Genomic DNA, 13,905 nt, shown 5'->3' with positions numbered 1-13,905 from the left:
TTAGATAGCTTGCTCGCGAAGAGGCCGAAACGTCAGACGCGGAAGTGGCTGACCATTTCCTGCAACTGACCACCCAGGCGCGCCAGTTCAACGCTGGACTTGGCGGTTTCATCGCTGGCCGCGGCGGTCTGTTCGGACACGTCGCGCACGTTGATGATGCTGCGGCTGATCTCTTCGGCCACCGCGCTTTGCTGTTCGGCGGCGGCAGCGATTTGCTGGTTCATCGACTGGATGTTCGACACCGTGCGGGTGATGTTGTCCAGGGATTCGCCGGCTTTGCGGGTCAGGGCCACGCTGCTGTCGGTAAGGCTGCGGCTGTTGTTCATCACCGCCGACACCTGTTGGGTGCCGTTCTGCAGGGCTGCCACCAGGCCTTCGATTTCCTCGGTGGATTTCTGCGTACGCTGCGCCAGGCCACGGACCTCGTCGGCGACCACGGCAAAACCGCGACCGGCTTCACCGGCGCGCGCAGCCTCGATGGCGGCGTTGAGTGCCAGCAAGTTGGTCTGTTCCGCGACGGCCTTGATCACGTCCATGACGCTGCCAATCTTGTCGCTTTCCTGTTGCAGCACACCCATGGCTTCGGTGGAACGCACCACTTCGGTGGCCAGGCGTTCGATTTGGGCAATCGCTTCGTTGACCACTTTATCGCCTTCGCGAGCTTCGCCGTCAGCGGCGGCTGCCGCTTGCGAGGCTTCTTCGGCGTTGCGTGCCACTTCCTGAACGGTGGCGGTCATCTCGTGCATCGCGGTGGCCACTTGATCGGTCTCGATCTTCTGGCTGTTCACACCGGCGCTGGTCTGGCTGGTCACGGCCGACAATTCTTCTGCTGCACTGGCGATCTGGGTCACGCCATCGCGGATGCCGCTGATCAGGTTGCGCAGGGTCACACCCATGCGAGCGATGCCTTGCTGCAATACGCCGAGTTCATCACGGCGAGTAACCTTGACGTCGTGGGACAGGTCGCCACCCGCGATGCGCTCCACCACGGCCAGCGTTTCACGCAGTGGACCGGTGATCTGGCGGGTAATGAGCACGGCGGCGATGATGCCGACCACCAAGGCCAGCAAGGTGCTGATCAGTTGCAGGGTACGGGCCTGCGCACTTTCAGCGTCGCGGCGATCAAGCTGGATTTGGTACAGCTGCTCGCTGAGACTGACGATCGTATTGCCTTGATCGGTCATCTCCTTGCGGGCCTGCACCACGTCGTTGTTGGTCGCCTTGTACGCGCGCACGGCGGTGCGGTAGTCGGTCAGCGCTTTTTCAAGTTGACGCAGGGCGTCTTGCTGAGTGACGGCAAAATGCACATTGAGCTGTTCCAGGCTGGCGACGGCGGCGTCCAATTGGTTGGCAGCCTTGAGCTCGGTGTCGGCGTTGACGGCGGCGGTGTAGCCTCGCACTTCGTAGCGCGCCAGGATGAACGCTTCCTTGGCCGCGGTAATGGCCTGGAATTGCTCGAAACGCTGATCGCTCAACGGCATCTGCTGAACTTCGGTGCTGATGGCATTGATCAGGGTGTTCGCGGTCTGCGCGTTGGCGGTCATCACATCGCGCGCCGTATTGCCGGCGCGGTAGGCACCTCGCATTTTTTCCAGGGAAATCCGGTATGCAGCGATCAGCGCAGCTTGCTCGTTAAGCAGCTTGAGGTTTTCCGGGCTCTTGAATTTATCCAGCACCGCCTTCTGTTGAGCGGCGAAGGCATCGAGATTCACCTGCACGTTCTGCGCGGTGGTCTCGTCACCGTTGGCCAGCATGTATTGCAGACGGGCCACGCGCAGCTTGGTCAGGCCCGCGTTGAGCTGGGTGATGTCGCTCATCCAGTTGCTGCGGTCGATCAGGCCACCCAGGCTTGTCCAGCCAGTGAGGGCGAGTACGCCGGTGAGCACCAGGACCAGGCCGAAACCCAGGCCCAGCTTCATGTTCATGCTGATGTTACCGAACCAGCTATTCATCAAATTCCTCCAGGAACGTTGCGCTGCGGTCGTCGAGTGGCTGGAAGATTGTTGTTTTTCGTAGCCAAAAGGTGTGTGAAAGGCCTGTATCGGCAGCGGGGCGGGATAGCTGAATGGTTTCTGTCAGACAAATCTGTAACAAGGCTTATGCGCGAGCATTGAGCTTTTTTTCACATGGGTTTCACCCGGGGCCGACGCTCGTCTCTTTACCCTCGCGGCATCCAATGAGTGTGGTGCATGCCTGCGAGGCCTGATGTGGAATTGAGACTGAGTGTATTCGGGGTAAAACGCTCGATTGACCTGAGCCGTTGGACCCGCTATCGAAATGCCGCAGTGGTGGTCGCTTCGGCCTTGCTGGTCATTCCGTTGACAGTGTGGCTGTTGCGGCCCGCCGCCGTGCCGGACCTGGCCCATGGCAATGTCGCTGGCGCACAGGCGTTAGTGTCCGAGTGGGCGAAGGGCGATGTGATTGTGCTGGTGCGTCACGTCGAACGCTGCGATCACTCCAGAGCCGCGTGCCTGACGGGCAATGACGGCATCACTGATCGCTCGCGCAGTGTCGCGGTGAGTGTCGGGGCGCAGTTCGAGCAGTTGGGGTTGGGCAACGCCGACATCTACAACAGCCCGATGACCCGCACGGCGCAAACGGCGGGTTTCATGTTCAACAAGGTGAGTGCGAACGACGACTGGCTGGTCAGTTGCCGGGGCACGATGCTGCGTGATGCGTTGGCGCACAAGGTGCCCGGGCGCAACCTGGTGCTGGTGACCCACAGCGAATGCATGTCGCAGATGGAGAAAGACCTCAAGCTGCCTGCCGCGAACCTGGGTTATGGCGCTTCGCTGTTTGTTTCCGCACAAGCCTTGCAGGCACCGCGCATGCTTGGCTTTATCGAGGCGTCCGACTGGCGTACGGTGGCATTCCAATGAGTGCGTCCGTGCGTTTTTATGCCTGGAACTTCGGCGTCCCGCTGGCCTGCGCTGCGGTGGTGTTTTTGCTGTTCGACATGACCCGCATCGACATCGCGTTCAGCAACCTTTTTTATGATCCGGTCACCCATACCTTTCCACTCGATCAGGTTCACTTTTTTGAGCGACTGACCCACAAGTGGGCGCGGATCATTCCGAACTGGACGGCGGAAATCGCCTTGATCGGCGCGATGTTGTCGTTTGTCTGGCCGTTGATCCATCCAGGCAAACGTCCTCGTCTTGCCGGTTTTCTCGAACGTTGCAAGCTGGCGCCCGTCCTGCGATTTGCCGCCGAGCATCGTCGGGACTTCTGGTTTGTGGTGTTCGCGTTTGCCATTTGCACCGGTGTCATCCATTTCCTCAAATCCCACACCAGCGTGTATTGCCCAATCGAGACGACGCTCTACGGTGGGAAAATGGCCCACATCGAGTGGTACAGCAACTTCCAGCTGTTCAGGGAAGCGGGTGATGGACGTTGCTGGCCGGGCGGACATGCGTCAGGTGGGTTCACCATGCTCGCCTTGTATTTTGTTGCGCGGCGGTATCGGTGGCGGTTTTCCAAGGCTCTGATGTATGGCTCGTTGTTGCTGGGTTTTGTGTATGGCACGACGCGGGTTTTGCAGGGTTGGCACTATATGTCTCATACCTTCTGGGCCGGGGTTTTCGTGTGGCTGGCGTGTTTGCTGACGGCGTTGGCGTTTTATGGGCGAGCGCGGTTGGAGGTTCCGGTGTTGCGCGCTCCGCCGAAGAACCGTGTCGGAGCGGGCTCCCCCGCGAAGGCGGCCTGAGGCTCCTACAGGGGCCCCTCACTGGCCAACAAAAAAATAATCCTGGCGCCCCACTCGCATCTGCTTCACCACTTTCAACGGCGCCTGCGGTGGCGAATCCGCCGCCATGACCGCGATGTTGGACGGTGACGCGCTCAGGAAGTCATGCAGCTGCGCTTGCGTATCCAGCCCCTTGAGCACGCTCTGGGTATAGAACACGCTGGCGCCGCCCACCCTTTCATTGGCTTGAAACATTGCCACGGTCTTGCCATTGGCTTGCATCGTTTGAATCTGCTGCGTCAGGGGCAGGAACGATAGCTTGCGATCCGCGTGAGGCAGTACCCATTGCGCGGCCGTCAGGTAGCTGGCGATCACCACCGCCAGCACGCCGATAGCCAGGCTTCGACTATGGCGAGCGATGCGGCCCCGCAGGTTCGAGGCGCGTTCGTGTTGTTGGAGTCGTTCGAACAGGACTGCCGCATATTCAGCGGCAATCACCGCCGCCGCCGGCGTCATGGACATCAGATAGACGGTGCGCTTGCTCGACGCCAGGGTGAGCATGAGGAACTGCGCCAGTATCCACAGGGTGAAAAACAGCAGGTAACGGTTGGCCATCAGGCTTTTACGGAAATGCCAAAGGCCCAGGTACACCAGAATGTTCCAGGGCAAGAATGCCTGGGGCAATTTGGCCAGGTAGTAGTAAAACGGTTCGTAATGCCCCGCTTCCACAAACGAACCGCTGAAGCGCCCCACACTGTTGGTCAACAACACTTCCTGCAAGGCTTGCGCGCCCCCGCGCTGATACAGCACCGCAAGCCACATCAGCAGCGGCAGCAGCCCCACCAGCGTCAGCAGGCCGGGCCGTAGCCAGTGGCGCAATGTCAGGCGTTTGTCGATCAGACTCTCGGTCAACAAGTAGGCGAAGATCACCACCCCCGGCAGGGCCAGGCCCAACACGCCTTTGCTCAGTGTCGCAATGGCGATTCCGCTGGCAAAGAGCAAGGCGTTACCGAGTCGTGGTTGCCGATGTCCCTGGAAAAACGCCAGCAACGCCATGCTCACGCCCAGGGCCAGCAAGGCGTCTTCGCCCACGCCCCGCACATTGCTCCAGTAACTGGCCATGGTTGCCAGCAACATGGCCGCCGTCCAGGCAATCGCCTGGGGCCTGCCGAATCGTCGCAGCAGGGCGTACAGCAACATCACGCTGAACAACCCGGCAAACGCCGACGCCAGCCGCACTGCCCACGGCGTGCCGCCGAACGCACGGATCGCCCCGGCATCCAGCCACAGGCTCAGGGGTGGTTTCTCCAGAAACGGTTGGCCGAACAGTCGCGGCGTCACCCAGTCGTTGTCCAGGTGCATCTGCATGGCAATCCCGGCGACGCGGGCTTCAGTGGAACCTTGCAACTGGTGATGACCCAGCGCGAAGAAAAACAGCACAGCCGCCAGCAGGAACAACGACGAGACGGGACGCGACATGGTGTGTGACTACCCAAGGGAGATCCCCTGAGCATACCGGGCAAATGCTTAACGAATTGTGAATGGGCCCTCGACCAAACCGCCTCGGAACGCTTTCCACCCGACAAAAAAAAGCCCGCGGGAGGGCGGGCAAACCATAGTTTCTTGAATGAGCGCGGGCAATGTAACGGTTGGTGAACGGCGATGGGGTGAAGAAAAATTTATCTGTGGAGCTGAGGACCCTTATGCTAGCCTCAATCAATGATTTCATTGATTGCGCGGGGGCGATATGGCCAGCATCACAATTAGAAACCTGGACGCTCAAGTCAAAGAACAATTGCGCATTGCGGCTGCTCACAACGGGCATTCGATGGAGGAAGAAGCGCGCCTGATCCTGGGTAAAGCCTTGGCGAGTGTAGATCGTACTGGGGGACTGGGGAGTCGGATTCATCATAGATTCAAAGCGACGGGCGGGGTTGATCTCGATCTTCCAACAAGGCACGAGAAAGCGACTGCGGTGGATCTCTCTGAATGATAGTGCTCGATACCAATGTTCTTTCTGAGTTCATGCGTAGCGAGCCTGACAGCCGAGTACTGGCTTGGGTCGATGAGCAACCGGCCATGGATCTGGCAATCACTGCTGTTACTGTCGCAGAAATTCTCCACGGTATTGCCCGACTGCCCTTCGGTAAGCGTAAACAGAAGCTGGAAGCTCATGCCATGGCGATGTTCGAAGAAGACTTCGTCGGGCGCATTCTGCCATTCGATGCCCATGCTGCCGTGGAGTACGCCAACCTCGTTGCCGTCGCTGAAGCAAAGGGGCGCGGGGTGTTGATGGCTGACGCGCAAATTGCCGCCATTTGCCGAAATCATGGCGCTTCTATCGCCACTCGCAATGTTCGGGACTTCGAGTGTTCCGGCATTGAGGTGATCAATCCATGGGATGTCTGAGTCCCATGAATAGATCGGCAATCGGAAGGACAGCGCACTCATCAACCCGATGCGCTGCCTCCATCATTCTCAAAAATCGTACTTGAAATCCGTCATCACATTGCGCGACGTGACTCAATAGGTCAGTTATTGACAGGTGGGTCATTATGTCAATTTAATGACGATCTTTAATTGGATCCATAATTTTCGTCATGACAAAGACAAACTATTGACAGTGTGATGTCATTCACACATTATCTGCGCCGCTCTTATGGCATACCGCCATAAACTCGTCGTTCATCTGATGTATTTTGAACCTTCGAGAACAGGTCGATGTCGCATCGCATGCGCATTGGGCCAAGTGCTATCAGTCGGGTCCTGCTCCACAGAAACACCGTTTTACGGACGTTACATTCGCAGTGTCCGATTGAATCTTCAGGAAGAAACTTCATGTCTGATGGACGAATACTGGTTACCGGCGGTGCAGGATTCATTGGGTCGCACTTGGTAGAAGCGTTGCTGGGCAAAGGCTACAAAGTTCGCGTACTCGATAACCTGTCGACCGGGAAGGTAGGCAATTTGCCGGTGGGCAACGCCAACCTGAATCTGGTGGTGGGTGATGTCGCGGACAGTGTCGTGGTCGAGCAGGCCATGCGTGATTGCACGGCCGTGGTGCACCTGGCGGCAGTGGCTTCGGTGCAGGCATCGGTGGACGACCCGGTCGGCACCCATCAAAGCAATTTCGTGGGCACCCTTAATGTGTGCGAGCACATGGCCAAGTCCGGAATCAAGCGCGTGGTGTTCGCATCCAGCGCAGCGATCTACGGCAACAATGGCGAAGGGACGGCCATTGATGAAGACACCCCAAAATCTCCCCTGACCCCGTACGCCAGCGACAAGTTGTCCAGCGAGTATTACCTGGATTTCTATCGCCGCGCACACGGTCTGGAGCCGGTGATCCTGCGCTTCTTCAATATCTTCGGACCGCGTCAGGATCCTTCTTCGCCGTATTCCGGGGTGATCAGCATCTTCACCGAGCGGGCCATGGCCGGCAAGCCGGTGGCGATTTTCGGTGATGGCGAACAAACCCGTGACTTCGTTTATGTACAGGACCTCGTAAGTATTCTCGTACAAGCTGTGGAGGCAGACGAGGTGAGCCCTGGCGCGGTGAATGTCGGGCTCAGTCGCGCCACCAGCCTTAACGATCTGATCACCGAACTGGGCAACGCCACCGGCACGCCGTTGACGGTGAACTATCAGGCTGCGCGCCAGGGCGACATCCGCCACTCGCGCGCTGACAACACGCGTTTGCTCCAGCGTTTTGCGCTCCCGGCGCCGACTTCCATCGGCGAAGGTTTGGCGCAGTTGCTGCGCAGTTTGTAAATCTGCCCGGCCCGATTCAGACGTCCGAGCAGTACCGGTTCAGTCAATTCAAGAGTGAATTATGCACATCGTTTTTCGCAGGACACGCCTACGTGCCCTTGCCAAGCGCCTGTTTGCGGCGCTGGCAATCTTCGCGAGCGGGCCGACTGTCCAGGCTTCAGCCTTGCCCCAACCGGCCAGCGTGGTTTTTTGGTACGCCGATCAACCGCCGCTGTCCGAGCTGGCGCAGTTCGACTGGTCGGTGGTCGAGCCGGGGCACATGACGGCAAGCGACGTCAAAACCCTGCGCAAATTGGGCAGTCACCCATTTGCTTACGTGTCCATTGGCGAATTCGATGGCAGCAAGACTGAAATCGACAAGGCCGGCTTGCGCAAGGCGATCAGCCCAGTGCGTAACGACTCCTGGAACAGTCAGGTCATGGACCTCACCTCGCCAGCCTGGCGTGAACATTTGCTGGGCCGCGCCAAGACCTTGCAGGCCGAAGGTTACGACGGGCTGTTTCTGGACACCCTCGACAGTTTCCAATTGCTGCCCGAAGCCTCGCGTGAAGCACAGCGCGTGGCCCTCGCCAGCCTGTTGCGTGAAATGCACAAACGCCAGCCAGGCCTGAAGCTGTTTTTCAACCGTGGCTTCGAAGTGCTGCCCGAGCTTGATGGCGTTGCGTCGGCGGTCGCGTTCGAATCCATGTATGCCGGTTGGGATGCCGCAGCCAAGCGCTATCGCCCGGTTCCGGAAGCCGATCGCCAGTGGCTGCTCGGTGAGTTGCAACCGCTGCGTGCCAAGGGCATCCCCCTGGTGGCCATCGACTACCTGCCACCTGAGCGCCGCGACGAGGCACGCAAGTTGGCCAAACGCTTGCGTGACGAGGGGTTCATTCCTTTCATCAGCACGCCTGAACTGGATTCGATAGGCGTCAGCAACATCGAAGTGCAGCCGCGCCGCATCGCCATGGTCTACGACCCGCGCGAAGGCGACCTGACCGTCAACGTCGGTCATTCCCTGCTGGGCGGTTTACTTGAATACCTCGGCTACCGAGTCGACTACCTGGCCGTCGACAATTTGCCCGAACATCGCTTCAGTGGTTTGTACGCCGGCATCATCACCTGGATGAGCAGTGGTCCGCCGCAGGACAGCACCGGCTTCAACCGGTGGCTGGGCAAGCGCCTGGACGAGAAAGTGCCGTTGGCGTTCATGGCCGGCCTGCCGGTCGAGGACAAAGCGTTGCTCAAGCGCCTGGGGCTGAACCTGGCGCCACCGGCTGGCGTGCAAACGCTGAGCATCACCTATCAGGACAAATCACTGATCGGTGCGTTCGAAGCGCCGGTGCAGCCACGTTCCCGTGAGCTGAGCGCGGTTTCCGTGCTGCCTCAAGGGCCGAAGGCCGCGTTGTTGCTGACCGGCAAGGGCGGCCAGACCTTCGCGCCGGTTGCCATTGGCGAATGGGGTGGCTTGGCGCTGGCGCCGTACGTGCTTGAAAGCAACAACGAACGCAGCCGCTGGATCCTCGATCCGTTCGCCTTCGTCCAGGCCAGCCTGCGTCTGCCGGCACAACCGCGTCCGGACACCACCACCGAGAACGGTCGCCGCATCGCCACGGTGCACATCGATGGTGATGGTTTTCCTTCGCGCGCCGAAGTGCGTGGCTCGCCCTACGCCGGTAAACAGGTGCTCACCGATTTCATCCGGCCCAACCCGTTCCTGACCTCGGTGTCGATCATCGAAGGCGAGATTTCGCCGCGTGGCATGTACCCGCACCTGGCGCGCGAACTGGAGCCGCTAGCGCGTGATTTGTTCGCCGACCCCAAGGTCGAAGTCGCCACCCACACCTTCAGCCACCCGTTTTACATGCAGCCGGACAAGGCTCAGGAAGACGAGGATTTCAGCGCCGAGTACGGCTTGAAAATGGCCATTCCGGGTTACGACAAAATTGATTTTCGCCGCGAGATTGTCGGCTCGCGCGACTACATCAACCAGAACCTCACTACACCGGAAAAACCGGTGAAAATGGTGTTCTGGCCGGGCGATGCCCTGCCGTCGGCGGCCACCATCAAGTTGGCCTACGACGCCGGCCTGAAGAACGTCAACGGTGCCTCGACCATGCTCACCAAGGCGCGGCCATCGCTGACCGGCTTGAACCCACTGTTGCGCCCCACCGAAGGTGGCTTGCAGTACTACGCGCCGATCATCAACGAGAACGTCTACACCAACTTATGGAAGGGGCCTTATTACGGTTTCCGTGATCTGGTCGAGACGTTCGAACTGACCGACAGCCCGCGCCGCTTGCGTGGCCTGCACCTGTATTACCACTTCTACTCAAGCACCAAGCAAGCCTCGATCAAGGCGATGGACGAAATCTACGCCTACATGCGCGAACAACAACCGCTGTCGTTGTGGATGAGCGATTACCTCGACCGCTTGCACGGCCTGTATCAAGCGAGCCTTGCGCGCACCGCCGACGGCGACTGGCAGGTTCGTGGCATGGATGCGCTGCGCACCCTGCGAATCGATCCGCAACTCGGCTGGCCCGACCTGCGCCGCTCCCAAGGCGTGGCCGGTGTGCGTGACCTGCCGCAAGGGCGCTACGTGAGTTTGAGCAGTGATCAGGCGTTGCTCGCCCTGCGTGCTGATCGCGACCCGCGCCCGGCGCTGGAGGAGGCTAATTTGCCGTTGCAGGACTGGCGTTACCTGGATGACAAGCGCGTGAGTTTTTCGTTTGCCGGGCAGGTTGACCTGACCTTCTCGGTACGTTCGGCCAGTGCTTGCCGGGTCGAGGTGGATGGGCAGCGTTTCGCCGGCAAGGCCGCTGCCGGCCTGTGGACTTTTCAACTCCCAATGAAGCAGGTGAGTAATGCCCAACTCGTCTGCAACTAAAAACAGCCGCCTGCTCAATCCCTGGGCACTGGCGGTGGTGGCGGTTACCGTGGGCGGGTTGCTGTGGGCAACTTTCCAGCGTGAGGAAGTGTTCCAGCCTGATGGCGGTGAGCCGGACGCCGTCTCGGCCAACTACGCCGAGCTGTTGCTGACAGCGCACCCGGATGACGATCACCTGCGCTTGCAGTTGATCGATCTGTTGATCAGCCTCGGCGACTACGCCAAGGCCCGTCAGCACCTGGAAGCGTGGCCGGCGCCGGTGGGTCCGGTGCAGGCTTACTACCGGCTGGAGCTGGATGCACTGGAAGCGGCGAACAGTGAAGAGCCCGGCGTACGAGAGGCACTGGTCGAGCGGCTGCAGAAGTTCGATCACCGCCGTTTGTCCCTGGCGCAATTGCAGAGCCTGGCCAAACTGGCGCTGACGCTGCAAGCGCCGGCCTTCGCCGCCACGGTGTATGAAGAAATCGCTGCGCGCGATCCAAAACAACGTACCGAGGCGCTGAAGTCCGCCGCGCAATGGCATCTGGCGGGCGAGCAACCGGGCAAGGCGGCAGACATTTATCTGCAACTGAGCAAGGACAGCTCGCAACCTGCCGAGCACCGCGAGTACGCGCATCTGGCATTCAGCAGCCTGCTGGCGGCGGATCGCGGCGCCGAGGCGGCGCAGGTGCTCGCCGACGAACTCGACCAACTGCAAAACCCGGAGACCGATGCACCCTGGATCGAGCAGGGCGTCGACGTCGCGATGGGCAACAAGCGCTTTGATCTGGTGCAGCGCTTCATCGCCCAGTGGCGGGTGCTGCAGCCGGATAACCCGCACATTCTGCGCAAGGAATTCACCACGCAACTGGCCATGAACGATCTGGCCGGTGCTTGGGAGAGTGGCCAGCAATTGCTGCTGGAGTTCCCGCAAGAGCAGCCGTTGCTGGAGCAGATGGCTCGCCTGGCTGAATGGCGCGGGGATATCGAATCGGCACTCGATTTCTGGATGCGCCTGCTGGCGCTGAACGACACGCCGCCCGTGCGTGAGCACGCGTGGCGCCTGGCAATCGCGCAGTTCGATTTCGATCGCGCGATCCCGTTGCTCGAAGGCATCGCCAACCATCGCGCGCTGACCGATCCCGAGCTGGACGCGGTGACCTACGCTCACGAGTCGCGCGGCACCCCGGAAAAGGCCGAAGCCTGGTTGCACACTTATGTGCGCCAATACCCCAAGCATCGCCTGGCCTGGATGCGGCTGTTGCAGAACCTCGAAAACACCGGGCAGTACGCAGTCAAGGCCCGCGTGTACAAGGATTACTCGAAGCGTTTTGACCTGACCATTCCCGAACGCATCGACTGGGCCGGCACTCACCTCAAGCTGTTTGATAATCAGGCGGCGTGGAACGTGTTGCTGGTCAAGAACAGTGACAAGATCACCGACAAGGACTACTGGACCACCCGCGCCGCGTTGGCCTGGGACCTGGAGCTCGATGATGAATTGCGTGCGTCCCTGGAGAAGCTGCTGGCCATCAAGGGCTCGCTCAACTCCAACGATGAGTCGCACCTGATCGCCGGTTATCGCCAGAGCAATCCGCGCCGGGCGCTGGAGTTGCTGATCGACAGTTGGCAGCGTACCCGCAGCCCGATTCGCCTGGTTGATGCCTTGCTGCTGGCCCAGGGACTGGAAGACTGGCCGAAGGTGACCGAACTCCTGAAAGAGGCCGAGCAGGATCCGGCCATCTTTGAGCAAGATCAGGTGCTCGGCGTGCGCGGTGCCTTGGCAATGCACGAAGGCCAGCCTGAAGAGGCCAAGCGCCTGTACCTGCTCGGCTTGTCCAAGTATCCGGATGAAAACCTGTTCCGCGAGCGCCTGATGTGGCTCTACGTCGACCAAGGCAACACCGCCGAGCTCAAGCCGTTGCTGACTCAGTGGAAAGCCCGGGCCCGTAACGATCAGGTCATGTGGCTGGCGTTCGCCAGTGCCAACCAGTTGCTCGGTCGCAACAGCGAATCGCTGGCCTGGTATCGCCTGTACATCAAGAACACACCGAACGACTGGCTGGTGCAGGCGGCTTACGCCGATGCGCTGTACGACGCGGGTTACCAGGATGCGGCCCAGCGCCTGCGCCTGAAACTGCTACGCAGCCCCGAGGCTGAAAACGCCCAGCCGTCCAAGGAACGCTACAGAACCTGGCTGCGTTTGATGAGCAGCAGCTATTCGCCAGCCAAGGCCCAACAGGAAGTGGCCAAGCGCCAGGACGGCTCGCCGGCCATGCTGCAGTTGTGGTTCGACCGCTTGCTGGCACGCCTGGACGCGACCAACCAGGAATCGCAGAAGGATGCGTGGCTGAATTGGGCGAAAAGCCAGGGCCTGAAGGTGGACCGCTATGAGCAGATCCAGCAGGCTTTGCGCAGCCGCAACAAAGCCCAGGTCGAGACGCTGTTGGCCAGCAGCGACCTCAACCCGGCACAACGGGCTCAAGCCCTGAGTCGCCTGGGGCGGGTCAATGAAGCACTGGAAACCAACCTCGAAGCGCTGGGTGACGATCAGCCCGAAACGGTTCAGGAGCAGTTGCGCCGTCAGGCGGTGGAGATCCATGAAAGTACGCCGCAAGGTGCACTGTTGTCCTGGCAGGATCAGGATTTTGGTGGCATCGCCTTCGACGCGCCGCGCCTGCAAATCGCCCACAACATCGGTGACAATTGGTACGCCGACCTTGAGTTGGAGCAGGGCACCTACGACGGTGACGACGTGATCGGCTCGCGCATCGGCACTGAGCGCAACGCCGCCCTGACCCTGATTCGCCCGGTGGAAAACGGCAGCTACAAACTGTTCGCCGACACCAGCCAGCGCAAGGACGATGACCGCAATGGCCTGGGCCTTTCCCGCAGTTGGCAGTTGGGCGTCAGCGATGAGCTGGAAACCGGCGTGGACTGGCATCGCAAGAGCGAGGACAGCGGCCTGATGCGTGCCTTTGGCGAGCAGGATCGCCTGTGGCTGGGCGGTCGTCATAGCCTCAGCGCCCGCGATCAGTTCAGTTGGGAAATCGCCAAGCGCTCGTTCTCTACGCGTGCCGGTGACAGCCTGGGCAATGGTGAGGCGTTGAAGGCCGAGTTCAACCATACGCTGGAATTCGCAGGCCCCAACTGGACCGTGCGCAGCGGTGTCGACTATCAGCACAATAATGTGAACGACAAGCGCCTGGATTATCTGTCCAGTCTTAAAGACGGGCCGGTCATCAGAGGTATCGACGAGAACGGTGACTCCGATCCTGACGATACAGTCCTGGCCAGCGACCTGCTGCAAAGCCGCTACGGCCAGCTGTATGTCGGCAGCACCTGGCGTCGCGGCATTCCGGGCGCGCTGGTGCGCACCAAGCCGCAATACACCTGGCTGGTGGACGTGACGGCGGGCTGGCAGTGGCTGGATCAAACCTTCAACTACGGCCTCAACACCGGTATCGGTTTTGAAGTATTGGGTGACGACGAGTTGGCCCTGACCGTCGGTTACCAGTCCGCGCCACAAGGCGGGGATGGCAAATCGGGCGGAACACTGGGTGTGAGCTACGGCGTGCGGTTTGGGCGCTGATCATGG

General features: G+C 60.3%; 9 protein-coding genes and 1 pseudogene. 7 read left to right on the top strand and 3 right to left on the bottom strand.

The features are described 5' to 3' along the window. Window positions 1–32 precede the first annotated feature (32 nt). Both AB4N64_RS21595 and AB4N64_RS21590 read right to left on the bottom strand, forming a co-directional pair. Complete coding sequence (locus AB4N64_RS21595; RefSeq protein WP_460126827.1) at window positions 33–896, bottom strand: methyl-accepting chemotaxis protein; 864 nt, start codon at window positions 894–896, stop codon at window positions 33–35. Beyond that, window positions 891–1,817: pseudogene (locus tag AB4N64_RS21590) on the bottom strand (methyl-accepting chemotaxis protein); the annotation flags it as partial. The pseudogene AB4N64_RS21590 and the gene AB4N64_RS21595, both read right to left, overlap by 6 nt. A 372-nt stretch (window positions 1,818–2,189) precedes the next feature. On the opposite strand from AB4N64_RS21590, the gene pmrG reads away from it, so the two are divergent. Together pmrG and AB4N64_RS21580 are read left to right on the top strand one after the other, a co-directional pair. Continuing rightward, window positions 2,190–2,879: a lipopolysaccharide core heptose(II)-phosphate phosphatase PmrG gene (gene pmrG / locus AB4N64_RS21585; RefSeq protein ID WP_460118321.1), complete on the top strand. Its 690-nt coding sequence runs from the start codon at window positions 2,190–2,192 to the stop codon at window positions 2,877–2,879. Beyond that, window positions 2,876–3,706 (top strand): phosphatase PAP2 family protein, encoded by an 831-nt coding sequence (locus AB4N64_RS21580; RefSeq protein ID WP_460118318.1) that lies wholly within the window; start codon window positions 2,876–2,878, stop codon window positions 3,704–3,706. Before pmrG ends, AB4N64_RS21580 begins: the two co-directional genes overlap by 4 nt. Before the next feature lie 18 nt (window positions 3,707–3,724). On the opposite strand, the gene AB4N64_RS21575 is transcribed toward AB4N64_RS21580, so the two are convergent. Then, window positions 3,725–5,164: an ArnT family glycosyltransferase gene (locus AB4N64_RS21575; protein WP_460118315.1), complete on the bottom strand. Its 1,440-nt coding sequence runs from the start codon at window positions 5,162–5,164 to the stop codon at window positions 3,725–3,727. A gap of 268 nt (window positions 5,165–5,432) precedes the next feature. Here AB4N64_RS21575 and AB4N64_RS21570 point away from each other — a divergent pair, with 268 nt between their 5' ends. The 5 genes from AB4N64_RS21570 (at window position 5,433) to AB4N64_RS21550 (ending at window position 13,899) form a co-directional block, all read left to right on the top strand. Beyond that, entirely contained in the window at window positions 5,433–5,678 is a 246-nt protein-coding gene (locus tag AB4N64_RS21570; RefSeq protein ID WP_460118313.1) for a FitA-like ribbon-helix-helix domain-containing protein, read from the top strand. Then, window positions 5,675–6,094 carry a PIN domain-containing protein gene (locus AB4N64_RS21565; protein ID WP_460118311.1) on the top strand — a complete coding sequence of 140 codons (420 nt, stop codon included), beginning with the start codon at window positions 5,675–5,677 and terminating at the stop codon, window positions 6,092–6,094. Before AB4N64_RS21570 ends, AB4N64_RS21565 begins: the two co-directional genes overlap by 4 nt. 429 nt (window positions 6,095–6,523) lie before the next feature. Then, window positions 6,524–7,456, top strand: coding sequence for an NAD-dependent epimerase/dehydratase family protein (locus AB4N64_RS21560; RefSeq protein ID WP_460118309.1), 933 nt, complete (start codon window positions 6,524–6,526; stop codon window positions 7,454–7,456). Between the two features lie 61 nt (window positions 7,457–7,517). Beyond that, window positions 7,518–10,328, top strand: a complete 2,811-nt coding sequence (locus tag AB4N64_RS21555; protein WP_460118308.1) for a bifunctional glycoside hydrolase 114/ polysaccharide deacetylase family protein — start codon at window positions 7,518–7,520, stop codon at window positions 10,326–10,328. Beyond that, the gene (locus AB4N64_RS21550) at window positions 10,306–13,899 is read left to right on the top strand and encodes a tetratricopeptide repeat protein (RefSeq protein ID WP_460118306.1); all 3,594 of its coding nucleotides are present in this window, start codon (window positions 10,306–10,308) and stop codon (window positions 13,897–13,899) included. Before AB4N64_RS21555 ends, AB4N64_RS21550 begins: the two co-directional genes overlap by 23 nt. Window positions 13,900–13,905 lie beyond the last annotated feature (6 nt).

The organism is Pseudomonas sp. S2_C03 (genome assembly GCF_054668405.1).
This window is presented reverse-complemented; position numbering and strand designations above follow the sequence as displayed.

Coding starts and splice junctions, on each gene's coding strand:
- AB4N64_RS21580 (WP_460118318.1), top strand. CDS start 2,876: ATGAGTGCGTCCGTGCGTTTTTATGCCTGGAACTTCGGCGTCCCGCTG.
- AB4N64_RS21560 (WP_460118309.1), top strand. CDS start 6,524: ATGTCTGATGGACGAATACTGGTTACCGGCGGTGCAGGATTCATTGGG.
- AB4N64_RS21595 (WP_460126827.1), bottom strand. CDS start 896: ATGGGTGTGACCCTGCGCAACCTGATCAGCGGCATCCGCGATGGCGTG.
- AB4N64_RS21565 (WP_460118311.1), top strand. CDS start 5,675: ATGATAGTGCTCGATACCAATGTTCTTTCTGAGTTCATGCGTAGCGAG.
- AB4N64_RS21550 (WP_460118306.1), top strand. CDS start 10,306: ATGCCCAACTCGTCTGCAACTAAAAACAGCCGCCTGCTCAATCCCTGG.
- AB4N64_RS21555 (WP_460118308.1), top strand. CDS start 7,518: ATGCACATCGTTTTTCGCAGGACACGCCTACGTGCCCTTGCCAAGCGC.
- AB4N64_RS21575 (WP_460118315.1), bottom strand. CDS start 5,164: ATGTCGCGTCCCGTCTCGTCGTTGTTCCTGCTGGCGGCTGTGCTGTTT.
- AB4N64_RS21570 (WP_460118313.1), top strand. CDS start 5,433: ATGGCCAGCATCACAATTAGAAACCTGGACGCTCAAGTCAAAGAACAA.
- pmrG (WP_460118321.1), top strand. CDS start 2,190: ATGCCTGCGAGGCCTGATGTGGAATTGAGACTGAGTGTATTCGGGGTA.